The sequence below is a fragment of the Vibrio harveyi NBRC 15634 = ATCC 14126 = KCTC 12724 genome, from assembly GCF_001591145.1.
GTDB lineage: Bacteria > Pseudomonadota > Gammaproteobacteria > Enterobacterales > Vibrionaceae > Vibrio > Vibrio harveyi.
This window is the reverse complement of record NZ_BCUF01000006.1, coordinates 129,182-151,697: the sequence shown is the minus strand read 5'-3', so window position 1 is coordinate 151,697 and position 22,516 is coordinate 129,182. Positions and strand designations below refer to the sequence as shown.

21 protein-coding genes are annotated in these 22,516 nt (G+C 45.0%); 6 read left to right on the top strand and 15 right to left on the bottom strand.

Translation table 11 applies throughout. The features are described 5' to 3' along the window. Positions 1-52: 52 nt before the first annotated feature. Entirely contained in the window at positions 53-1,489 is a 1,437-nt protein-coding gene (gene nhaC / locus VHA02S_RS05375; protein WP_005444657.1) for a Na+/H+ antiporter NhaC, read from the bottom strand. A 437-nt stretch (positions 1,490-1,926) separates the two neighbouring features. Between nhaC and asd the strand changes: the two genes are divergently transcribed. Further along, positions 1,927-3,042, top strand: coding sequence for an aspartate-semialdehyde dehydrogenase (gene asd / locus VHA02S_RS05370; protein WP_038898602.1), 1,116 nt, complete (start codon positions 1,927-1,929; stop codon positions 3,040-3,042). Between the two features lie 124 nt (positions 3,043-3,166). Then, positions 3,167-3,679, top strand: a complete 513-nt coding sequence (locus VHA02S_RS05365) for a type II secretion system protein (RefSeq protein ID WP_005444659.1) — start codon at positions 3,167-3,169, stop codon at positions 3,677-3,679. Positions 3,680-4,001: 322 nt separating this feature from the next. Here the strand turns inward: VHA02S_RS05365 and VHA02S_RS05360 are convergent, their stop codons facing one another. Beyond that, entirely contained in the window at positions 4,002-4,850 is an 849-nt protein-coding gene (locus VHA02S_RS05360; protein WP_038898601.1) for an ion transporter, read from the bottom strand. Positions 4,851-4,912: 62 nt separating this feature from the next. Then, positions 4,913-5,551 carry a YchE family NAAT transporter gene (locus VHA02S_RS05355; RefSeq protein WP_005444661.1) on the bottom strand — a complete coding sequence of 213 codons (639 nt, stop codon included), beginning with the start codon at positions 5,549-5,551 and terminating at the stop codon, positions 4,913-4,915. Between the two features lie 650 nt (positions 5,552-6,201). On the opposite strand from VHA02S_RS05355, the gene adhE reads away from it, so the two are divergent. Beyond that, a complete protein-coding gene (adhE, locus tag VHA02S_RS05350; RefSeq protein ID WP_005444662.1) occupies positions 6,202-8,904 on the top strand; it encodes a bifunctional acetaldehyde-CoA/alcohol dehydrogenase in 2,703 nt (900 codons plus the stop codon). A gap of 148 nt (positions 8,905-9,052) precedes the next feature. Here adhE and VHA02S_RS05345 read toward each other — a convergent pair whose 3' ends face one another. The 3 genes from VHA02S_RS05345 to sodB all read right to left on the bottom strand — a co-directional run bounded on the left by VHA02S_RS05345 (position 9,053) and on the right by sodB (position 11,176). Beyond that, on the bottom strand, positions 9,053-9,796 hold the full coding sequence (locus tag VHA02S_RS05345) for an SDR family oxidoreductase (RefSeq protein WP_017189356.1): 744 nt from the start codon (positions 9,794-9,796) through the stop codon (positions 9,053-9,055). Positions 9,797-9,930: 134 nt separating this feature from the next. Beyond that, positions 9,931-10,434, bottom strand: a complete 504-nt coding sequence (locus tag VHA02S_RS05340) for a VC2046/SO_2500 family protein (RefSeq protein ID WP_038898600.1) — start codon at positions 10,432-10,434, stop codon at positions 9,931-9,933. 157 nt (positions 10,435-10,591) lie between these two features. After that, positions 10,592-11,176 carry a superoxide dismutase [Fe] gene (gene sodB / locus VHA02S_RS05335; protein ID WP_038898599.1) on the bottom strand — a complete coding sequence of 195 codons (585 nt, stop codon included), beginning with the start codon at positions 11,174-11,176 and terminating at the stop codon, positions 10,592-10,594. 242 nt (positions 11,177-11,418) lie between these two features. Here sodB and VHA02S_RS05330 point away from each other — a divergent pair, with 242 nt between their 5' ends. Further along, positions 11,419-11,754, top strand: a complete 336-nt coding sequence (locus VHA02S_RS05330) for a Grx4 family monothiol glutaredoxin (RefSeq protein WP_005444666.1) — start codon at positions 11,419-11,421, stop codon at positions 11,752-11,754. 75 nt (positions 11,755-11,829) lie between these two features. Continuing rightward, on the top strand, positions 11,830-12,459 hold the full coding sequence (locus VHA02S_RS05325; RefSeq protein ID WP_005444667.1) for a DsbA family protein: 630 nt from the start codon (positions 11,830-11,832) through the stop codon (positions 12,457-12,459). Between the two features lie 89 nt (positions 12,460-12,548). On the opposite strand, the gene VHA02S_RS05320 is transcribed toward VHA02S_RS05325, so the two are convergent. Together VHA02S_RS05320 and rnt are read right to left on the bottom strand one after the other, a co-directional pair. Further along, the gene (locus VHA02S_RS05320) at positions 12,549-13,874 is read right to left on the bottom strand and encodes a Na+/H+ antiporter family protein (RefSeq protein ID WP_005444668.1); all 1,326 of its coding nucleotides are present in this window, start codon (positions 13,872-13,874) and stop codon (positions 12,549-12,551) included. Between the two features lie 28 nt (positions 13,875-13,902). Beyond that, on the bottom strand, positions 13,903-14,547 hold the full coding sequence (gene rnt, locus VHA02S_RS05315) for a ribonuclease T (RefSeq protein ID WP_009698519.1): 645 nt from the start codon (positions 14,545-14,547) through the stop codon (positions 13,903-13,905). A 356-nt stretch (positions 14,548-14,903) separates the two neighbouring features. Here rnt and motY point away from each other — a divergent pair, with 356 nt between their 5' ends. Next, the gene (gene motY, locus VHA02S_RS05310; RefSeq protein ID WP_005444670.1) at positions 14,904-15,785 is read left to right on the top strand and encodes a flagellar protein MotY; all 882 of its coding nucleotides are present in this window, start codon (positions 14,904-14,906) and stop codon (positions 15,783-15,785) included. A gap of 109 nt (positions 15,786-15,894) precedes the next feature. Here the strand turns inward: motY and VHA02S_RS05305 are convergent, their stop codons facing one another. From VHA02S_RS05305 to rsxC, 7 genes are all read right to left on the bottom strand, one after another. Then, positions 15,895-16,329, bottom strand: a complete 435-nt coding sequence (locus tag VHA02S_RS05305; protein ID WP_005444671.1) for a DUF2753 domain-containing protein — start codon at positions 16,327-16,329, stop codon at positions 15,895-15,897. 136 nt (positions 16,330-16,465) lie between these two features. Beyond that, positions 16,466-16,882, bottom strand: coding sequence for a lactoylglutathione lyase (gene gloA / locus VHA02S_RS05300; RefSeq protein ID WP_009698517.1), 417 nt, complete (start codon positions 16,880-16,882; stop codon positions 16,466-16,468). Between the two features lie 32 nt (positions 16,883-16,914). Beyond that, a complete protein-coding gene (gene nth, locus VHA02S_RS05295; RefSeq protein ID WP_005444675.1) occupies positions 16,915-17,556 on the bottom strand; it encodes an endonuclease III in 642 nt (213 codons plus the stop codon). Positions 17,557-17,635: 79 nt separating this feature from the next. After that, positions 17,636-18,328, bottom strand: coding sequence for an electron transport complex subunit E (locus VHA02S_RS05290; protein WP_009698515.1), 693 nt, complete (start codon positions 18,326-18,328; stop codon positions 17,636-17,638). After that, entirely contained in the window at positions 18,321-18,959 is a 639-nt protein-coding gene (gene rsxG / locus VHA02S_RS05285; RefSeq protein WP_005444679.1) for an electron transport complex subunit RsxG, read from the bottom strand. The genes VHA02S_RS05290 and rsxG overlap by 8 nt, the downstream gene beginning before the upstream one ends. 7 nt (positions 18,960-18,966) lie before the next feature. Continuing rightward, the gene (rsxD, locus tag VHA02S_RS05280; protein ID WP_009702728.1) at positions 18,967-20,013 is read right to left on the bottom strand and encodes an electron transport complex subunit RsxD; all 1,047 of its coding nucleotides are present in this window, start codon (positions 20,011-20,013) and stop codon (positions 18,967-18,969) included. After that, positions 20,013-22,511 (bottom strand): electron transport complex subunit RsxC, encoded by a 2,499-nt coding sequence (gene rsxC, locus VHA02S_RS05275; protein WP_058649096.1) that lies wholly within the window; start codon positions 22,509-22,511, stop codon positions 20,013-20,015. The genes rsxD and rsxC overlap by 1 nt, the downstream gene beginning before the upstream one ends. Between the last annotated feature and the right edge of the window lie 5 nt (positions 22,512-22,516).

Below are 22,516 nucleotides of genomic sequence, written 5' to 3'. Positions count from 1 at the left end.
AAAAGGACCGAATCGTCGGTCCTTTTTCTATTCTATTGAAAGTTAGAACTATTTAAGCCGTTTGCTGCTTTAGTTCACCTTCTGCTTGTTCTTCTGTTGCTGGTGCTGTTGGTTCGCATTTGTCGACAAACCAACCCATGTACGACGTGAAGATAGTGACGATAATACACACGAAGCTCAACCACATGAATGGCGCGTAAGACAATGTTGCCACACCCAGAATACTCGCCATGTAGATGCCGTTATCACTCCAAGGCACCATACCTGACGTTAACGTACCGCCGAATTCGGCGTTACGAGATAGGTTTTTACGTTTGTAGCCAAGGCGATCGTAGTTTTTCGCACAGATTTTTGGTGTCAGAATCAGTGATACGTACATCGCCGAGCCGAATACGTTACCCATGAAAGCTGTACCAATGGTGCTTGTCGCCAGAGAACCCGCACTTTGAACACGTCGCTCGAACAGTTTCGCAATTGTCTCAAGCACGCCCACCTTATCTAGCAAGCCACCAAAACCAAGACCAAATACGATAACTGCAACAGAACCTAGCATAGAAGACATACCGCCTCGGTTCAGAATCGAGTCAATGAAATCCACACCCGAAGAAATTGCAAATGGTGCCCAAGCGGTATTGAATGCCGTTAGGAAGTCTACATCCTGAATCATTACTGCCCAGATAATACCTAGTAGTGAACCGAAGCTGATCACAGGGAAAGAAGGCATGCGCATAGCGAGTAGAGCCAATACGATAATGACTGGAACAAAAGAATAAGGCGTAATGAAAAATTGTTGTTCCATAGCCTGAATTACTGAGTCAACTTGGCTCATATCCACTTTACCTGCGAAGTGGAAGCCAAATGCAGTAAACATAATACCCGTAATGATGTAACTGATCAGGGCAATAGGCAGCATCCCTTTGATGTGCTCTACGACTTCTACGTTTGACATTGAAGAAGCAAGAATCACGGAATCAGAAAGTGGAGACATTTTGTCGCCAAAGTAACAACCTGATAAAACCGCGCCAGCTGTAATTGGTGCTGGAACCCCAAGACCTTGACCAATTCCCATCATGGCAATACCAGCAGTACCTGCCGCACCCCAAGAAGTGCCTGTTGCTAACGCAGTCAAAGAACAGATGATCATTGTCGCTAACAAGAAGATAGAAGGGTGAATGGCTTTTAAGCCGTAGTAGATGATGGTTGGTACGATACCACCAGAGATCCAAGTACCGACTAAGGCACCTACAGCAAGAAGGATCAGCACGGCACCTAAACCATTAGAAATCCCATTTAGTGCTGCTTTTTCAAGGTCTTTGTATTGGTGACCTAATCTTAGACCCAATAACATGATAATGAACCAACCAATGTACAGCGCAAGCTGGATTGGAAGGTCTAATTTGGCAGTAAATGAAAATGCCAAAAGAAGAAACAAACCTAGTGAGATAAATACCTGTATCAGACTAGGAAGACGTGTTGTAACTTGCTTCATATGTGCCTCTGTCGTTCATGGAGCAATAGAGGAAGGCCGCTCCCTGTTTTAATCGCGCATAACATACATTAACAAAAATTATATTTCGAACATTTGGTGCTTTATCTTGACTTTCATCCGATAAAACGTTTGCTTGTGAAATTAATAACTAAAAAACTTTAAGTTTAATAGTTTGAAATGTTTTGTGATGTAAAAAATATGTGCTGCAAATGTTGTTTTCTCACAGAGTGGTAAGACCATGTAGCACAGTGTTGGCAGTTTTCTCGGTAGGTTTTAGTGCTGAACCGATAAGAAAAGAGAGGAAAATACCTTGGATTATAAAAATTCGCGGTAAACGTTAAAAAAGTTGTGTTTATTTGCAAATTAGGGCTTGAGATTTTGTGTCGAAAATTGAACTATGGAGAAAGTTTTAAAAATATACATGGAGAGTTAGTGCGATGAGAGTAGGTTTAGTTGGTTGGCGCGGCATGGTGGGTTCAGTCCTAATGCAACGTATGGTTGAAGAGAAAGATTTCGATTTGATCGAGCCAGTTTTCTACAGTACGTCTCAAATAGGTATCCCAGCTCCAAACTTAGGTAAAGAAGCTGGTTTACTTCAAGATGCGTTCGATATTGACAGTTTAAAACAACTTGATGCAGTGATTACGTGTCAAGGTGGTGGTTATACAGAGAAAGTTTATCCAGCGCTTCGTCAAGCTGGCTGGAAAGGTTACTGGATCGATGCTGCTTCGACACTTCGTATGGTCGACGACTCTATCATTACGCTGGACCCTGTTAACCTGAAACAAATTCAACAAGGCATTCACGGTGGTACAAACACGTTTGTTGGTGGTAACTGTACCGTTAGCTTGATGCTTATGGGTCTTGGCGGTCTGTTTGAGAAAGGTCTTGTCGAGTGGACGAGTGCGATGACGTACCAGGCGGCATCTGGTGCAGGCGCGCAAAACATGCGTGAGCTGATTTCTCAGATGGGCGTAATCAACGACTCAGTAAGCTCTGAACTAGCAAATCCAGCGAGTTCAATTCTCGATATCGATAAAAAAGTTGCCGACACCATGCGCGGCTCTTCATTCCCAACCGATAAGTTTGGTGTGCCACTAGCTGGCTCTTTGATTCCTTGGATCGACGTCAAGCGCGACAACGGTCAAAGTAAAGAAGAGTGGAAAGCGGGTGTAGAAGCGAACAAGATCCTTGGTTTCCAAGATGGACCAGTGCCAATTGATGGTACGTGTGTTCGTATCGGTGCAATGCGTAGTCACTCTCAAGCACTGACTATCAAGCTTAAGCAAAATGTGCCAATGGATGAAATCGAAGAAATCATCGCAACGCACAACGACTGGGTAAAAGTGATTCCGAATGACCGCGACATCACGGCTCAAGAACTTACGCCTGCGAAAGTAACAGGTACCCTGTCAATCCCTGTTGGTCGTCTACGTAAGATGGCAATGGGCGATGACTTCCTAAATGCGTTCACTGTCGGTGACCAGCTATTATGGGGTGCAGCAGAGCCATTACGCCGTACTCTACGCATCATTCTTGCTGAGAAAGCGTAGCTTGTCTCAACTTTGAGATGTCTATTTTGAAAGCGCCCAACTGGGTGCTTTTTTGATATTCACGTGACAAAAAATTGACTTTTGACCTTTAGCTTTGCTGCGTCTTACAAATCGGAGCGCTGTTATGAAGCAAACATCTAAAGGTTTCACCCTTATTGAACTCGTTGTTGTCATTGTTATTTTAGGCATTCTTGCAGTCGTTGCTGCACCGCGCTTTTTAAACTTACAGCATGACGCTCGGGTCTCTTCAATTCAGGGCATGGCAGCCTCTGTGCACAACGCTGCGGAACTTGCTTTCGGTAAATCAGCTATTGAAGGACAAGAAAAGCTTCCGGCGTACCATGTTGATGGTGCAGGTAGCGTCCAATTTGGTTATCCAATTGTAGAAAATGGTGGTCTAGAGCAGTTTATGACGGCTGAGATGAACTACAAAAACGGTGATGGTGAATGGGTCTGGGATGCATTCAATGCTGGTAAAACTCCAGCCAATCCAAACTATCGAGTTATCACACAATCAAAGTGGGTGAAAGCTTATGACCGAGACTCAATCAAAGCAAGTAACTGCTATGTAAAATACACTACTGCAATGGAAGAGGGTGATGATTACAAGGTTGAAGTCTTCACTGATGGTTGCTAAACCAAGAACGGGCTTCGTCCTGCGGGAATGTTTTTTGCGTGAGAGCTAAAAGCTATATAAAAGCCGATGTGAATTCATCGGCTTTTTTGATCGTAAGTCTGGAGTACGGAACGGGCTGTACTTTGCGAAATTTCTTTATTAAGAGAGACAAATAGAGGGGCTGGCGCCCTCGTTCTTTAGAGTGAGAGATATTGTTCTCCAAACTAACGCCGCGTCATTCCCGAAAGCGACGAAGGAGCGCAGTCGGGAATCTCTTGTTGGAGGCATTACGCCCTGAGATTCGGGAGCGCTCCACTTTAGGCATCGAAAGCCGATTCCTGTTCTATTCTTCCTCGTCCGAACTCACGACGCGATTATCAGGATCTGCTAGTTCACTGCCACAATGCTTACAGTGCATCGCATCTGAATCATGACCAGAGCGATTACAATTCGGGCACTTTACTAATTGTTTGTGCGCATTCATCTCATTACTGAGTTCTGCAGTGATAATGCCGGTTGGGACCGCAAGTATCGAATAACCGAGCAGCATAGTTAATGATGCGATGGCTTTCCCAAGGTGAGTTTGCGGCACCATGTCGCCATACCCAACAGTGGTAATCGTTACGATCGCCCAGTAGATGCTTTTAGGAATACTCGTAAAGCCGTTGTGCGGACCTTCAATAACGAAAATCAGTGCGCCGAAAATGGTGACCAGAATACCTACGGTGCTAAAGAAGATAAGAATCTTACGACGCGCCATCAATAGAGAGCGTAGCAATATGTTGGAATCTTGTAGGTAGCGCACCAATTTCAAGATGCGGAAGATGCGCATGACACGTAGTAATCGCACTACACCCATAAACGAAGCACCAGGGAAGAAGATCGCTAAATAGGTAGGCAGAATCGCTAACAGATCAACTACACCATAAAAGCTGGTGGCATAAGACTTAGGTTTTGGAGAGCAGTACAGTCTTAATAAATACTCAATAGTGAATAGGGCTGTGAAGGTGTATTCGATGTAACGCAGTTCTCGCGACCATTCAGTCATTACCGATGGCAGTGATTCTAGAATCAAAACCACGAGAGAAGTAATGATCGCAATAATCAGTGCGATATCGAAGGCACGCCCAGCACGTGTATGAGTACCGAAAATAATGACGTATAAATGATGCTTGAAAGACTTGCGAGGCATGATGTTGCACTGTCAGCGTTAAAATGAAACGGATTGCAACATCATACCAGAAGTTATGAAATTTAGGCTAAACCAGGGAATAGGTTTCTTAAACCGTTAGCAATAAACTCAATACCAAGAGCGCCCAAGATTAGACCCATAATACGGGTAATCACGTTGATGCCTGTTTGACCAAGGAAACGAACGATCAAAGGCGCAGAGCGGAACAACAACCAAGAGCAAAAACAAAACAGCATGATCGTAACGCTAATACCAACCGTGTCGAGTGCACTTGGGTAACGTGCGCCATAAACAATGGTTGAGCTGATTGCACCTGGACCTGCCATCAAAGGCATCGCTAGCGGTACTACACCTATTTGTTCGCGGCTTACGTATTCCGACTTCTCTTGTTTATTTTGCTTATCTTCACCCAGTTTACCGCTCATCATCGAGAACGCGATACTCAGAAGTAGTAAACCGCCCGCAACACGGAAAGAGTCCAGAGAAATACTGAACATATCCAACAACAACTGACCAGCAAAAAGAGAAATGATCAAAATAATCGCAACGGCAACGTTGGCTGTCGTGGCGGTCTTATTTTTCTCTTCTGGTGTCATATGACCGGTTAGTGATACGAACACAGGCATGATACCAACAGGGTTCACTGCTGCGACCAAACCTAAGAAAAACTGTAGGAAAATAGCTAACTCTAAAGTCTGCATGTTGCTTACTCGTAAACGTTCACAATAGTGAAAAAGAGAGGGGGTAATTTTAGGCGGTAATGTAAGGCAAAAGTGCGGTAGGAAGAAATGAAAAAAACTAACGTATTTGGGCTAGTATTTGTGAGAAAAACTAATTATTGAAGAAAATGTATTCAATCTGGAAACGAATTGTTACGTAGAAAATTGATGAGAGAGCATACTGATTTACACAAACGTTAACATTCGCACATTTTTCACAAAAAGAAAGGTGGTTTGTAGAGAGATAAGACGTATTCGATATACTCTCAGTAGCACAAAAATTAGGGTCCACATGTAATTTTGTTGGCTAAAAATGAAACTTTTTTACAGATTGTTGTTATTTCTTTTAGTTTTTAGTTCGTTTGCTTCTTTTTTGCTCAATAAAAAATGAAGTTTAATTTATTTGTTTATCAATGATTTATGTTGTTTTGTTGTGGTAAACCACTACTTTGGGGGTATTTCAGTTGTGAGAACTGATCCAAGTCAATTTTTTCACACTCTGAAATATTATACTCAGCCCTGAAAGCAATTTACTAAGATGGTTGTTAGTTAGGTCGCTGATAAACAGTAAAAACGAAAGACAATAACCTTACTAAAAAGTTTTTAATATTTATTATTTTAGGAGATCCACCATGCCTGTAACTAACTTAGCTGAACTAGATGCTCTAGTAGCACGCGTTAAAGCAGCACAAGAAGAGTTCGCAACATTTTCTCAAGAGAAAGTAGATGCAATCTTCCGCGCAGCTTCTCTTGCAGCTAACCATGCTCGTATCCCACTAGCACAACAAGCAGTTGCTGAATCTGGAATGGGTATTGTTGAAGATAAGGTAATCAAAAACCACTTCGCTTCAGAATTTATCTACAACAAATACAAAGACGAAAAAACATGTGGCATCTTAGAAGAAGATGACAACCTAGGCACAATGACTATCGCTGAGCCTGTAGGTATCATCTGTGGTATCGTTCCAACGACTAACCCGACTTCTACTGCTATCTTCAAATCTCTAATCTCTCTAAAAACTCGTAACGGCATCATCTTCTCGCCACACCCACGTGCGAAGAACTCAACTAACGATGCGGCGAAACTAGTTCTAGATGCAGCAGTAGCAGCTGGTGCACCAAAAGACATCATCGGTTGGATCGACCAACCATCTGTAGAGCTTTCTAACGCTCTTATGAAGCACGACGGTATCGCTCTTATCCTTGCAACTGGTGGTCCAGGCATGGTTAAAGCAGCTTACTCTTCTGGTAAGCCAGCTATCGGTGTAGGTGCAGGTAACGTTCCTGTAGTTATCGATGAAACAGCTGACATCAAACGTGCTGTTGCTTCTATCCTAATGTCTAAAACTTTCGATAACGGCGTAGTATGTGCTTCTGAGCAAGCTGCAATCGTAGTTAGCGAAGTTTACGACGAAGTGAAAGAGCGTTTCGCTTCTCATAAAGCTCACGTTCTATCTAAAGCTGACGCTGATAAAGTACGTAAAGTACTTCTTATCGACGGCGCACTAAACGCGAAAATCGTAGGTCAACCTGCTCCAGCAATCGCTGAAATGGCTGGCGTTAAAGTTCCTGCTGACACAAAAGTTCTTGTAGGTGAAGGTCTAGGTAAAGTTTCTTACGATGATGAGTTCGCTCACGAGAAACTATCTCCAACTCTAGGTCTATTCCGTGCTGACAACTTCGAAGATGCAGTTGCTCAAGCGGTAACAATGGTTGAAATCGGTGGTATCGGTCACACATCTGGTCTTTACACTAACCAAGACGTAAACGCAGACCGCATCCGTTACTTCGGTGACAAGATGAAGACTGCACGTATCCTTGTAAACATCCCGACTACTCACGGTGGTATCGGTGACCTTTACAACTTCAACGTAGCACCTTCTCTAACTCTAGGTTGTGGTTCTTGGGGTGGTAACTCTATCTCTGAGAACGTAGGTCCTAAGCACCTTATCAACAAGAAAACTGTAGCTAAGCGAGCTGAAAACATGTTGTGGCACAAACTACCTAAGTCTATCTACTTCCGTCGTGGTAGCCTTCCAATCGCAATGAGCGACCTAGAAGGTAAGAAACGCGCATTCCTAGTAACTGACCGTTTCCTATTCAACAACGGTTACGCTGATGAAGTAGTTAAACTGCTTAAAGAGCAAGGCATCGAAGTTCAAACATTCTTCGACGTAGAAGCGGATCCAACACTATCTGTTGTTGAGAAAGGTGCAGAAGCAATGAAGAGCTTCCAACCTGACGTAATCCTAGCTCTAGGTGGTGGTTCACCAATGGATGCTGCGAAGATCATGTGGGTAATGTACGAGCACCCAGAAACTCACTTCGCTGAACTAGCAATGCGCTTTATGGACATCCGTAAACGTATCTACAAGTTCCCTAAAATGGGTAAGAAAGCTGAGCTTGTATGTATCACTACAACTTCAGGTACTGGTTCAGAAGTTACTCCATTCGCTGTTGTTACAGACGACAAGACTGGTGCTAAGTACCCACTAGCTGACTACGAAATCACGCCAAACATGGCTATCGTTGATGCTAACCTAGTAATGAACATGCCTAAGTCTCTAACAGCATTCGGTGGTTACGATGCAGTAACTCACGCTCTAGAAGCTTACGTATCTGTTCTTGCGAACGAGTACTCAGATGGTCAAGCTCTACAAGCGCTTAAGATGCTTAAAGAGTACCTACCTTCAAGCTACGCGAACGGTGCAAACGACCCAATCGCTCGTGAGAAAGTACACAACGCGGCAACGATCGCTGGTATCGCGTTTGCTAACGCATTCCTAGGTGTTTGTCACTCAATGGCGCACAAGATTGGTGCTGAGTTCCACCTACCTCACGGTCTAGCGAACGCACTACTAATCTCGAACGTTGTACGTTACAACGCGAACGACAACCCAACTAAACAAACTGCGTTCTCTCAATACGACCGTCCACAAGCACGTCGTCGTTACGCTGAGGTTGCTGACCACCTAGGCCTAAGCCAAGAAGGTGACCGTACTGCTCAGAAGATTGAACGTCTACTAGCATGGTTGGACGAGCTGAAAGGCGACCTAGACATCCCAATGTCTATCCAAGCTGCAGGTGTTTCTGAAGCTGACTTCGTAGCGAAACTAGACGAACTAGCTGTTGAAGCGTTCGATGACCAGTGTACAGGTGCTAACCCTCGTTACCCTCTAATCACTGAGCTAAAAGAAGTTCTAATGGCTTCTTACTACGGTAAAGCATTCGTTGAAGGCGAAACTTTCGAAGGTACAACTGTTATCAAGAAGAAAGCAGACCAAGTAGCGAAAGAAGCAGCACCAAAAGCTAAGAAAGAAAAAGCTAACGCATAAGTACGACGTTAGTTATGAAGTAGGTTTTCGCTAGCACGAAACTTACAATCGGGAAAACTCAAAGCCCCAGTCGAAAGACTGGGGCTTTTTTTGTTCTTTACATTACCAACGGCTCTGTTAGGTGGCGGATTTAGGTAGGAAGGTTTACTTAGACTTCGGTCGTGACGACGCGTCCGCTAAAGTACTCATTTGCGACAATGTAGGCGGTATTTCTTACCAACTCATCTTGGATCTGAGCCCAATGTCGCTCGTCTAGATCTTCGCTGGTATGGTTTACGGATGGGATGACGCCACCCACACGAATATTGAAAGGGGTCAGCTCTTTTGCCCAGCTGTGAGTAAAGCCAGACACCAGTGCTGCCATGCTCTCTACTCCAGTGAGATCTTCATGGTTGTCATGTGAGATAACGTTAACGATCACGCCTTTCTTCTCTCTCGAACGAAATCGTTCAGCACTGACTTGCCCATAGGTATAGAGAAAGCGAGCCGCAGAAGAAAGGTGGTCAATGTAGGTACTCATTGGCTCTGGAGCCATTAAGCTTGGCATTGGTGAGCTAGTCCAGCAGTTTACGATTACATCGGGAGTCGCACCTAATTGCGACTCTATTTGGTCGAACAATAAGTTGATGGATGTCGTGTTGTCATTGCACACATTCATCGCATATACCCTGTCGGAAAACGCACTGATTTGCTCGTAGCTTGCCTTCAAGGCACTAGGGTTCTGATCACAAAGTACCAACGTTGCCCCAAGATGGGCAAAGTGGTTGGAGCAAGTTCTGCCCAATACAGAGCCTGCAGATGTGACGAGAATGATTGAGTCTTTAATATCCATAGCACCTTCACTGTAATTTCTTGTGTTAAACAATACATCAGTGGTTTGTGCTATCAGCATGGATGAATTTATTTGAGCTCAGTGTGAAAAGGCTCAAACTAACGCTTTTGCGCGACAATTATTGTTTAGGAATTTGTAAGGCGTCACATTTCTGACGTGCTTGGAATGTAAGCTCTTGGCGGAAAAGTGAAACGTTATGCTTGAGTTTGGATTTGGTAATGACGTTGAGCCGTCACTAGTTGATTGTACAAACCTGCATCGGGAATAAGGGTTTTGTTGCGCTCACCTAAGCTGCGGCGCTCGTGACCTGAAAGGTTGTGATAAACCTCTTCTGGTAGATTAAATGTGTCTTCAGGAAGGTAAGTGAGTGCATCAGGCTTTAGGTAGTGGCTCAGTTTTGCCGAAGGCAAGCCAGCATCATGAAACTGTTTCGCTTGTTCTGCTGCGAGTTCATAGCTACTGCTATCAGAACGTAGAGACTGAGGTTGAGATAAACCGAATTGTTGACGAAGAATGTCATCACTGGTGATCACTTCTCGGACTTCTTCAACCGGAACCACATCGCGGACATCGTTAGAAAACATAGACAGAATCAACGAGAAATCAGCGCGACGACCTTCGTGTACGGCATGGTTAATACCATTACCGAACTGAAGTTCGTTGATGATTGCTGCTTTGTCTAAAGTATGGATTTGCATGATGTTCCTCGCTTGATGCACTTTTAGCGGCAACGGAGAGAAGAACTTTAGGAAAAAGAGGGGATTAATTGAAGAAATCGGTTGGAGATGTAATAAAAAAGCCCGCAACAATGCGAGCTTTTTGAATATGACTAAATTGAACTTAGGGGGAAGTTAATTACTTCGCTAGGTTCTCAGCTATGAAATCCCAGTTTACAAGCGCCCAGAAGCCGTTCATGTAATCAGGACGTACGTTGCGGTAATCGATGTAGTACGCGTGTTCCCACAGGTCAACAGTTAGAAGTGGAGTCGTACCTTCTTCTGTTAGAGGTGTAGCAGCGTTAGAAGTGTTAACGATTTCTAGAGAACCGTCAGCTTTCTTAACTAACCAAGTCCATGAAGAACCAAAGTTGTTGATTGCTGCGTCAGTGAACTTCGCTTTGAATTCTTCGAAAGAACCGAATGCAGCGTTGATTGCATCAGCAACTGCACCAGTTGGCTCGCCGCCCGCGTTTGGCGCTAGGCAGTGCCAGTAGAACGTGTGGTTCCAGATCTGTGCTGCGTTGTTAAATACGCCACCAGTAGAAGTCTTGATGATCTCTTCTAGTGTCTTGCCTTCAAACTCAGTACCAGGGATAAGACCGTTTAGCTTAACAACGTAAGTGTTGTGGTGCTTACCGTGGTGGAAATCTAGAGTCTCTGCAGAGATGTGTGGTTCTAGTGCGTCTTTCGCGTAAGGAAGAGCTGGTAGTTCAAATGCCATTGCTCGATTCTCCATAGATATGAAAGGGTTACCTTTCGATTGCTTCCAGTGTTTTTATTTATATGTAGTCGTTACGACTGACTTGAAAAGTATTTTAGCAAGTTTTTACTTTATTAAAACCCCGATATGAAAATATTTTAAGAGGAAAGGGGCAAAGACTTACTAATTATATGGTTTTTATTCTGTGTTTATTGAGTAGAATGTGGCAATAATTAAAGTTCACGTCCATGAATGAGGAAGCGATGGAAACTATCGATAAAATCAAACAGCAGATCTCTGAAAACGCAATCCTGCTGTACATGAAAGGATCACCGAAACTACCTAGCTGTGGTTTCTCTTCTCAAGCAGCACAAGCTCTAATGGCATGTGGTGAGAAGTTCGCTTACGTAGACATTCTACAAAACCCAGATATCCGCGCTGAGCTACCAAAATACGCTCAATGGCCTACATTCCCACAACTGTGGGTTGAAGGTGAGCTGATCGGTGGTTGTGACATCATTTTGGAAATGTTTCAAAAAGGTGAACTTCAGCCTCTTATCAAAGAAGCTGCGGCACGCGTTGAAGGTGACGCTGAGTAATTCGTAAATACTCACATTTGGCGATAGAATACAAAGGAGCCGCATTGGCTCCTTTTTCTTTTTTAGGTTAGTGGAATGAACTTGAAGCTTTACTACGTACATGATCCAATGTGCAGCTGGTGTTGGGGCTACAAACCAACCATCGAAAAATTGAAGCAGCAACTGCCAGGTGTGATTCAGTTTGAGTATGTTATGGGTGGGCTTGCGCCAGATACTAATCTGCCGATGCCTCCGGAGATGCAGCAAAAGATTGAACAGATTTGGAAGCAAATCGAAAGTCAGCTTGGTACCAAGTTTAACTATGATTTCTGGACGTTGTGTACACCAGTACGTAGTACTTACCAATCTTGCCGTGCAGTTATCGCTGCAGGTTTCCAAGACTCTTATGAGCAAATGCTGGAAGCGATTCAGCACGCTTACTATTTACGTGCGATGCCTCCTCATGAAGAAGCAACCCATCTGCAACTCGCAAGAGAGATTGGCTTAAACGTCCAACAGTTTAAGAATGATATGGATGGCACTTTGCTGGAAGGTGTTTTCCAAGACCAACTCAGTCTTGCAAAGAGCTTGGGTGTTAGTTCTTACCCGAGTTTGGTACTGCAAATTAACGACGCTTACTTCCCGATTGAAGTGGACTATTTGTCGACAGAAAATACGTTGAAGCTTATCCGCGAGCGCATCATCGACAACATGCCAGCGCAGTAAACTGAAACTGGTTTTCAAAGCCCAAATAACAAAAAGCCGCTCAATGAGCGGCTTTTTCGTAACGAATTGTATCTATTTAAATGATGCGACTACAGCACCATTGCAGCAATCCAACCGAAGATGATCAAAGGGATGTTGTAGTGGATAAATGTCGGCACTACGGTTTCCCAGATGTGCTCGTGCTGACCATCTGCGTTTAGACCCGATGTTGGACCTAACGTTGAATCAGAAGCCGGAGAGCCTGCATCACCTAGTGCTGCTGCTGTACCTACTAGTGCGATTGTCGCCATCGGTGAGAAACCAAATGCTAGTGAAAGCGGCACATAGATAGTTGCAAGGATTGGAATCGTAGAGAACGACGAGCCGATGCCCATTGTTACCAGCAGACCAACGATCAGCATTAATAGTGCTGCAAGAGGCTTGTTGTCACCGATGCTGGTGGATAGCGATTGTACAAGCGTCTCAACGCCGCCGGTTTGCTTCATTACTGCAGCGAAACCTGCCGCCGCAATCATGATGAAGCCAATCATTGCCATCATGTGTACACCTTTAGTGAACACGTCGTGCGTCTCTTTCCATGCGATAACACCACCGAAAGTGAACACCATGAAGCCAGCTAGTGCACCGATGATCATTGAGCCCGTGTATAGCTGTACGCTTAGCGCAGCAAGAATACCTAAGCCTGCAACCACAATATGTTTTTTGTTTAGCTTCTCTTCAGATTCTTGAACAACGGTCAGTTCAGTTTCTTTGTATTCACGAGGCTTACGGTAGCTAAAGAAGATTGCAGTTAGAAGACCAAACAACATACCCGCGCCCGGCAACAGCATTGCCGTTGGAACTTGGCTTGCCACGACATCTGTTAGACCATTGTCATGTAAGTTCTTCAATAGGATGTTGTTTAGGAAGATGCCACCAAAACCTATTGGTAGAACCATGTATGGCGTGATCAAACCAAAGGTAAGCACACAAGCAACCAAACGACGGTCCAGCTTCAGCTTAGCGAATACGCCCAAAAGAGGTGGAATCAAAATTGGAATGAAGGCGATATGTACCGGAATCACGTTTTGAGATGACATGGTAACAAGTACAAGAGCAACCAATACTGCGTATTTTAGACCCGTAGTCGACGCAGAGCTCTCTTTACCATTTAGGCGTTTGATAACGCTTTTTGCCAAAAGGTCAGTGATGCCAGAACGAGAAATTGCAACAGCGAAAGTACCAAGCATTGCGTAGCTTAGCGCGATAGTCGCACCGCCACCCAGACCGCTTTCAAATGCAGCAACGGTATCCCCAAGGCTCATGCCTGCAACAAGGCCACCAACGATGGCACTAAACGTGAGGGCAACCACCACGTTCACGCGCATCAATGCTAACACGAGCATGACGCACACAGATATAACGACAGGATTCATACTTTTCCTAATATGTTGTGTTTACTTATTATTCTTCGTCTACAAGCGGCCAACCGCCTAGGGCCTTCCATTTGTTGACGATGCCACAGAATAACTCTGCAGTTTGTTGTGTATCGTAGAGGGCTGAGTGTGCCTCACGATTGTCGAATTCCATCCCTGCTGCTTTACATGCTTTAGCGAGAACAGTTTGACCATAAGCAAGCCCACTTAATGTTGCGGTATCAAAAGTGGCAAATGGATGGAAAGGGACTCTTTTAAGTTTACAGCGTTCATTCGCTGCATTAACAAAACCTAAGTCGAAAGCGGCGTTGTGTGCAACCATGATGGCACGCGAACAGTCTGCTGCTTTTTGTTCTTTGCGAATCAGTTTGTAGATTTCTTTAAGTGCTTCTTGTTCGGAAACTGCACCGCGAAGAGGGCTGAATGGGTCACGAATGCCATTAAACTCCAGCGCTTCTTTTTCTAAGTTCGCGCCTTCGAAAGGTTCGATATGAAAATGAATGGTTGAGGCAGGATGCAGATCGCCATTTTCATCCATACTTAGGGTGACGGCGCAGATTTCTAAAAGTGCATCAGTTTGAGCATTGAAACCTGCGGTCTCAACGTCTACTACCACTGGAAAATAACCACGAAAACGCTTTTTCAGGGTTAGAGCTTCATTTTCTATTGTCATGTTGGCTTATATTTGTGTGACGAAGGCTGCATTATTGCAGATTCTACCGATGAGAAAAACCGCAATTTGGGAGAAATGTAGAATTCTATTCCCCATTAACCAGTGAGGGTTATAACCAAAAACAAGGGAGCTGGTCACCTGTTATTCTCGTGATGTTATTTACCATTTTATACCCAAGTCATTCTCGCTGAAGCAAGCATCTCGATGTTACTTGGGTATATGCACTTGCCAAAGTGAGCGTTAACTCCTTATAACCACTTGTAAATTCCATGTTGGCGGGATTTTTGCATTGTTCTGCATGTTTTCAATTGATTCAAGTAAGCGGCAATAGACTGCCGTTTGAGAGATGTACCTAGATGAATAAATGGCTAGTAACCAGTGGTATCGTGATGTCTTTGCTTAGCGCAAACAGTTTTGCGTCGATGGGCAAGCGTTATGTCGCCACACCGCAACAATCACAGTGGGAGATGGTGATAAATACGCCATTGGAGTGCCAGCTTGTGCATCCTATCCCTGGGTTTGGTGATGCGGTATTTTCGTCTCGTGCGAGTAAAAAGATAAACTTGGATTTTGAGCTGAAGATGCGTCGACCTATGGGTGAAACACGTAATGTCAGTTTGATTTCTATGCCTCCTCCATGGCGTCCCGGCGAGCATGCTGATCGCATTACTAACCTCAAGTTCTTCAAACAGTTTGATGGTTATGTTGGTGGGCAAACCGCTTGGGGCATTCTTTCTGAGTTAGAAAAGGGACGTTACCCAACGTTTAGCTACCAAGATTGGCAGAGTCGGGATCAGCGTATTGAAGTGGCGTTGTCATCGGTACTATTTCAGAACAAATACAACGCGTTTAGTGACTGTATTTCTAACTTGTTGAAGTACAGCTTCGAGGATATTGCGTTTACGATCCTTCATTATGAACGCCAAGGGGATCAGCTCACCAAAGCATCGAAGAAACGCTTATCGCAAATCGCAGATTATGTGCGTCACAATCAAGATATTGATTTGGTGCTGGTGGCGACTTACACCGATTCAACTGACGGTAAGAGCGCAAGTCAAAGCTTATCGGAGCGACGTGCTGAATCGCTGCGTACTTACTTTGAGTCTCTTGGTTTATCTGGTGATCGGATTCAGGTCCAAGGTTATGGTAAGCGTCGCCCGATCGCAGACAATGGCTCACCAATTGGCAAAGATAAAAACCGTCGCGTAGTGATTTCACTTGGGCGAACTCAGGTTTGATCTGACATTTGACACAATAAAAGACGCCAGAGAATAAACTCTGGCGTCTTTGTCGCTATTTGACGTTGTTTGAATACTATTGTTAATCGTATTGGCTTATTGCCGAAAATTAGTTGAGTCGGAACTTGGCGATAATCTCACAATTCGTCGCGGTATCAATCTTCTCAACTTGTTTGGCAATCGTTGGGTTTGGATGGCGTTTCATAAAGTCAATCAAGGCTTTTGTACAGCATCCAATTGAATCAATAAAGCTTGCACAATCTTTGTTTGGACACTGAGGGATCAGTGTCAGTACTTTTTCAGACGCTAACTGAAGGTATTTGAGCTCGTACTCTGTATCACCTGCCCAACGCCAAAACTGAGCTAGGTTGTGGCATGAAATCACCGAAATCAATAGTCTCTCATCGGCTTCTATTTCCACGCATTCGCTAATATCTTCACTCAGGCTAAGGGCTTGCTGGTAATGAAGAATGCTGCGAACAGGGTCATCTAGTTGAAGTGCTGTATCGGCTAGAAGTGTGTGTTTTTCCCATTCACTGATCATTATCGTTATCCCACATATCGATGTTGCTGACAAATCTAAACGATAACCATTATCAAGTAAAGCAATTTGTTTATAAACAACAGGCAGGTCTCAGACCTGCCTGCAACAACATGATATGTTTCAATAGAGAAAGGGATTAACCTTCTAAACCTGCCGAAGCTTGTTTATTTTGAATCAGTTCTACCATGTAACCATCGGGGTCTTTGACAAAAGCGATGTGGGTTGTGCCGCCTTTAACTGGACCCGGCTCACGAGTTACGTTCCCACCTGCCGCTTTGATCGCGTCACACGTTGAGTAAATATCGTCTACACCGATCGCAATGTGACCAAATGCAGAGCCTAGGTCATACTCAGTTGTGCCCCAGTTGTACGTTAGTTCAATGACAGCACCTTGAGACTCATCTCCGTAGCCAAGAAATGCAAGGGTGTATTCGTACTCTTTATTTTCATTGGTACGAAGCAATTGCATGCCCATTACTTCAGTGTAGAACTTGATAGATTTGTCTAAGTCACCCACGCGCAGCATGGTGTGAAGAATTCGACCGTTTGACATTTTTTTGCTCCTAGCGATTGTTTCAGACAGGGTTATTCGTCTGGATACACTTTATCTTTGAATTCACACAGGTCTTCGATGATACAACTACCACAACGCGGCTTTCGTGCAACACAGGTGTAGCGACCATGAAGGATCAGCCAATGGTGTACATCAAGCTTAAACTCTTTTGGCACCACTTTAAGAAGTTTTTCTTCCACATCGTCGACAGTTTTGCCCATCGCAAACTTTGTACGGTTCGAAACACGATAGATATGCGTATCTACCGCAATTGTTGGCCAACCGAATGCGGTGTTCAGTACAACGTTAGCTGTTTTACGACCCACACCGGGTAACGCTTCAAGCGCTGCGCGATCTTCTGGCACTTCACCGTTGTGTTTTTCGAGCAGGATCTTACAAGTCTTAATGGTGTTTTCGGCTTTTGAGTTAAACAGACCGATGGTTTTGATGTATTCCTTTAAACCATCGACGCCCAAATCAAGAATGCCCTGCGGTGTGTTGGCAACTGGGTAGAGTTTATCTGTTGCTTTGTTCACACTTACGTCTGTCGCTTGCGCAGAAAGCAGTACGGCGATAAGGAGTTCAAACGGAGTGCTCCAATTGAGCTCCGTTTGAGGATTAGGATTGTTTTCTCTTAATCGTTCGAGAATTTCAATTCTTTTGACTTTGTTCATTGCTGACTTCCAAACCCGTCTTTGCGGTTTATGAAAAAGGCCCTACGAGTGGTAGAGCCTTGATTTTAGAATTTTTACATTATGCGTTAGTTACGCGAGCACGCTCAATGGCTGGTTTTTCTTCTTTTGGCTGACGTGCCTGAATTGAGCTATCGATAACATTTTTCAACGCTATCAAAAGTCCTACCCCGATGAAAGCGCCTGGTGGTAATAATGCAAGTAGGAAGCTGCTATCGAAGTGGAATACTTGAATGCGCAGTGCTGCAGCCCAATCGCCAAGGAGTAGGTCTGCACCATCAAACAGGGTGCCATTACCGATAAGTTCACGCATTGCGCCAAGTACAACCAGTACAGTTGTCATTCCCAGACCCATCCAAAAACCATCTAGTGCTGCTGGCAGTGGATCATTTTTAGATGCGTAAGCTTCCGCACGACCAATGATAATACAGTTGGTTACGATCAGAGGAATGAAAATACCAAGAGATAGATACAAGCCGTAGGCATAAGCATTCATGAGCAGTTGAACGCAAGTTACCAAAGAAGCAATGATCATAACGAAAACGGGAATACGGATTTCTTTTGGTACGTAGTTACGAATCAGTGAAACCGTCACGTTCGAACCGACAAGCACCAACAAAGTCGCAATACCCAAACCAAGCGCGTTGGTAATGGTGGAAGAAACCGCAAGTAGAGGACACAAACCCAGAAGTTGCACTAGGGCTGGGTTATTACTCCACATGCCGTTTTTCATTAGCAGTTTATTTTCACTCATGGTTGCCTCCTGCGCAGTCTAGGGGCTGGTTCAGAATCTCATCACGAGATTTATTAACATAGTTTACCGTGTTTCTTACCGCTTTCACTACTGCGCGAGGGGTAATCGTAGCACCAGTGAACTGATCGAAATCGCCACCATCTTTACGAACGCGCCAAGAATTCCAGTTACTTTCTGTCACTTGTTTACCCGTGAAACTCAAAATCCAGTCGGTAACACGTAAATCGATTTTATCGCCCAACCCCGGTGTTTCTTGATGGCTTAGGATACGAGTACCAAGGATCTTGCCTTGGTTATCGATGCCAGTGATGATTTTGATTTCACCGTTGTAGCCATCTGGAGCGATGGATTCAATCGCCATTGCCGTTGGTTGACCATCTTTAGTTGCGATATAAGTTGGCATCGCTCGAACCGTACCTAGATCGGGCGCTGACACCATCGTACACGCGGTAACAAGATTGTTGTCATGCATTTCTTCCGGAATCACTTGGTTAAGAACCGACAGCAATTGCTTTTGTTCCTGAAGTTTAATTTGATCTTTTGTTAGGTACTGAGTCAGTGCCACAAGACCGGTTGTAGCACAAGCGAAGATCGCAAGTGTCAGACCATTTTTTCTAATAGCGGTTAACATGTTTACCTCAGTGACCGTAAGTTCTTGGTTTGGTGTAGTAGTCGATCAACGGTACACACATATTGGCAAGCAGAACGGCAAAGGCAACGCCATCTGGGAAACCGCCCCAACTACGAATAATAAATACCAATGCACCAATAAGCGCACCAAAAATCAAACGACCTTTCACGGTAGTGGATGCTGATACAGGATCAGTTGCGATAAAGAATGCGCCCAACATCGTAGCACCCGAAAGTAGGTGGAAGATTGGTGAAGCAGTTTCTCCTGGTGTGATTAAGCTAAATACTGTGCTAAACAGCGCCAAACTGCCTAGGAAGCCAACAGGAATGTACCATTGGATGATGCGCTTTTTGATCATAACCAGTCCACCGACTAAGTAAGCAAGGTTTACCCATTGCCAACCGATACCAGCAAGACCACCAAACATAGGTTGTGATAGCACTTCACTTGGTGTCGCACCAGTGTGGATACCGGTTTTAAATGCGTCTAATGGGGTTGCCATTGTCACGCCATCCACTCCAGCGCGAACTTGTTGTAGTGACAAGCCATCAAAATCATAACCAGTGAAGATCAGAGATAACGCGTCTGCAAAACTAACGTGCTCAGACATCAATGAAACAGGTGCGCTCCAACTTGTCATCTGGACAGGGAAGGAGATAAGTAGCACCACGTAGGCGACCATCGCTGGGTTAAATAGGTTTTGACCAATACCACCGTATAGGTGCTTCGCGATCACGATGGCAAAAATCAAGCCGATGACCATGATCCACCACGGAGACCATGGTGGGATAGCAACGGCTAATAACCATGCTGTCACGATGGCACTGTTATCACGAAGTGCACGCATTGGTGAACGCTTACGCACAAGCATGACTAGCGCTTCTAGCGACACCGCGACCGCAATAGCGAACACAAGTTGAATGATGGTGCCCCAACCAAAGAAGTAGGTTTGAGCCACTAAGCCAGGAATTGCACACAGCGCTACCCATTTCATCAAATCAGGCGTACTACGACGGCTGTGAGCGTGTGGTGAACTGGCAATAAAAAACGACATTACTCGTTCTCCTCAGTATTGTTCTTATTCGCTTCTTGCTGAGCCTTACGCGCTTTAGCGCGGGCAATGGCAGCGGCAACTGCAGCTTTCTTTGGATCTTCAACTTGTTCAGCAGGAGCTTCAGTTTCTACAGGTTCTGTAGAGTTTTCTTGCTTAGCTTTGCGTGCTTTTGCACGAGCAATCGCAGCGGCAACTGCGGCTTTCTTTGGATCTTCAACTTGCTCTGCAGGCGCTTCCGCTTCAACAGACTCTGTTTGTGCTTCTTGCTGAGCTTTGCGTGCTTTAGCGCGAGCAATGGCTGCGGCAACAGCGGCTTTCTTCGGATCTTCCGCTTGTTCTGCAGGTGCTTCCGTTTCTACAGGTTCTGTAGAGTTTTCTTGCTTAGCTTTGCGCGCTTTTGCACGAGCAATCGCTGCAGCAACTGCGGCTTTCTTCGGATCTTCAACTTGCTCTGCAGGCGCTTCCGCTTCAACAGACTCTGTTTGTGCTTCTTGCTGAGCTTTGCGTGCTTTAGCGCGAGCAATGGCAGCAGCTACAGCAGCTTTCTTAGGATCACTGCCTTGCTGTTCAGACGTTTCTGATTCTACAGGTTCGGTTGAATCCTCTTGTTGTGCTTTTTTCGCTTTAGCTCTGGCGATAGCTGCCGCGACGGCTGCTTTCTTGTCACCAGCTTCAGCAGGTGTTGATGTGTCTTCTTGCTGAGCTTTCTTGGCTTTTGCACGGGCAATAGCGGCTGCAACTGCAGACTTCTTATCGTCAGCATTATCCTCAGATGTGTCACCTTGCTCTTTTTGTGCTTTACGCTCACGAGCAATACGTTTGCGCTCTTCGCGTAGCTTCGCCATTTCTGAGTTATCAGGTTCTGCTGCGCCAGATTGAGCTGCTGCAGCTTGTTTTGCTTTTGCTTTGGCAATCGCGGCAGCAACCGCTGGTTTCACTGCTGGCTCGGCTTTCGCTTCAGCGTTCTCTTTTTGCGCTTTCACACGAGCGATCGCTGCTGCAATCGCATCGTCACCACCAGATGCTTTCATGTCTTTACGACGATCATCCGCGGCTTTCTTGAAGCGATTCTCACGTTCTGCTTTTTCGCGTTCCATACGCGCTTTTTTCTCTTCAAAGCGCAGTTTAGCTCGTTCAGCGGCTGCCGCTTCTTGAGCGCGAGTACGGATTTCAGCTTTCGCTTGACGATAATATTGAACCAGTGGAATCTCACTTGGACACACAAATGCACACGCACCACATTCAATACAGTCTTTTAAGTTCAGCTCTTCCAGCTTGTCGTATTCTTGGCTTTTCGCATACCACTGGAGCTGCTGTGGCAGTAGTGACGCAGGACATGCCTCAGCACATTGGCTACAACGAATGCATTCCATTTCGTGTTGGTCAGAGGCGATCTCACGACGTTTCGGTGCCAGAATACAGTTTGCCGTTTTAGTGATAGGAACCTGAGCGTGAGGTAGGGTAAAGCCCATCATTGGACCACCCATGATCAGACGCTGCAGCTTTTTATCTGCTTTATAGCCAAACTCATCTAAAAGCGCTTGTACTGGCGTACCAAGAAGTGTCCAAACGTTACGTGGTTGTTTGAAGGTTTTACCTGTAAGCGTCACGATGCGATTGACCATAGGTTCGCCATCGATCACTGCACGTTTAATTGAGTATAGAGAACCAACGTTTTGAACCAGGATGCCAATATCTGCAGGGATAGCACCGCTAGGAACTTCTTTATTGGTCAAAATCTTGATGAGCTGCTTCTCACCACCAGAAGGGTATTTGGTTGGGATAACGCGGATCACGATGTCTTTGTTCATCGCCGCTTGTTCCAGTGCTTTGATTGCTGCTGGCTTGTTATCTTCAATACCGATGATGGTCAGTTTTGGCTTAAGGATATGCTCGACGATCTCGATCCCTTGGATCAATTCGTCAGCATGTTCTTGCATGAGTTTGTCATCGGCGGTGATGTAAGGCTCACATTCGGCTGCGTTAACGATAAGAATTTCGGTACGTGCAATACCCGATTGGATCTTCTTAGCAGTAGGGAAGCCTGCGCCACCCATGCCAGAGATACCAGCAAGGCGAATCACATCGATTAACGCATCAGCGGATTCTTGAGTGTAATCGGCAACGGGCGTTTTCTCACACCAAGCATCGTTACCATCTGGCGTAATCACTGCGCACAGTTCGCTCAAACCCGATGGGTGAGCAACGGTTCGTGGCTCAATAGCCGTCACTTGACCGGAAGTTGGTGCATGAACCGGAACGGTAAAGCCACTGTCTGACGCCGTTAGTTGCTGACCTTTCAACACCTTGTCGCCAACAGCAATCAATAGATTACCTGCTTTACCTATGTGTTGTTTTAGAGGTAGGACGATTTCCGACGGAATGGCTGCATGAACCAATTCAGTTTTGTTGGATTGCTTTTTGTTTTCTGCCGGATGCACGCCACCTGGGAAATCCCATAGCGAACCAGTACGAATTTGTTCAATCAAAGACAACATACGAA

Coding starts and splice junctions, on each gene's coding strand:
- rnt (WP_009698519.1), bottom strand. CDS start 14,547: ATGACAATAGAAAATGAAGCTCTAACCCTGAAAAAGCGTTTTCGTGGT.
- VHA02S_RS05360 (WP_038898601.1), bottom strand. CDS start 4,850: ATGCCTCGCAAGTCTTTCAAGCATCATTTATACGTCATTATTTTCGGT.
- motY (WP_005444670.1), top strand. CDS start 14,904: ATGAATAAATGGCTAGTAACCAGTGGTATCGTGATGTCTTTGCTTAGC.
- VHA02S_RS05365 (WP_005444659.1), top strand. CDS start 3,167: ATGAAGCAAACATCTAAAGGTTTCACCCTTATTGAACTCGTTGTTGTC.
- sodB (WP_038898599.1), bottom strand. CDS start 11,176: ATGGCATTTGAACTACCAGCTCTTCCTTACGCGAAAGACGCACTAGAA.
- rsxC (WP_058649096.1), bottom strand. CDS start 22,511: ATGTTGTCTTTGATTGAACAAATTCGTACTGGTTCGCTATGGGATTTC.
- VHA02S_RS05305 (WP_005444671.1), bottom strand. CDS start 16,329: ATGATCAGTGAATGGGAAAAACACACACTTCTAGCCGATACAGCACTT.
- nhaC (WP_005444657.1), bottom strand. CDS start 1,489: ATGAAGCAAGTTACAACACGTCTTCCTAGTCTGATACAGGTATTTATC.
- rsxG (WP_005444679.1), bottom strand. CDS start 18,959: ATGTTAACCGCTATTAGAAAAAATGGTCTGACACTTGCGATCTTCGCT.
- rsxD (WP_009702728.1), bottom strand. CDS start 20,013: ATGTCGTTTTTTATTGCCAGTTCACCACACGCTCACAGCCGTCGTAGT.
- VHA02S_RS05355 (WP_005444661.1), bottom strand. CDS start 5,551: ATGCAGACTTTAGAGTTAGCTATTTTCCTACAGTTTTTCTTAGGTTTG.
- VHA02S_RS05330 (WP_005444666.1), top strand. CDS start 11,419: ATGGAAACTATCGATAAAATCAAACAGCAGATCTCTGAAAACGCAATC.
- asd (WP_038898602.1), top strand. CDS start 1,927: ATGAGAGTAGGTTTAGTTGGTTGGCGCGGCATGGTGGGTTCAGTCCTA.
- gloA (WP_009698517.1), bottom strand. CDS start 16,882: ATGTCAAACGGTCGAATTCTTCACACCATGCTGCGCGTGGGTGACTTA.
- VHA02S_RS05325 (WP_005444667.1), top strand. CDS start 11,830: ATGAACTTGAAGCTTTACTACGTACATGATCCAATGTGCAGCTGGTGT.
- nth (WP_005444675.1), bottom strand. CDS start 17,556: ATGAACAAAGTCAAAAGAATTGAAATTCTCGAACGATTAAGAGAAAAC.
- VHA02S_RS05345 (WP_017189356.1), bottom strand. CDS start 9,796: ATGCTGATAGCACAAACCACTGATGTATTGTTTAACACAAGAAATTAC.
- adhE (WP_005444662.1), top strand. CDS start 6,202: ATGCCTGTAACTAACTTAGCTGAACTAGATGCTCTAGTAGCACGCGTT.
- VHA02S_RS05320 (WP_005444668.1), bottom strand. CDS start 13,874: ATGAATCCTGTCGTTATATCTGTGTGCGTCATGCTCGTGTTAGCATTG.
- VHA02S_RS05290 (WP_009698515.1), bottom strand. CDS start 18,328: ATGAGTGAAAATAAACTGCTAATGAAAAACGGCATGTGGAGTAATAAC.
- VHA02S_RS05340 (WP_038898600.1), bottom strand. CDS start 10,434: ATGCAAATCCATACTTTAGACAAAGCAGCAATCATCAACGAACTTCAG.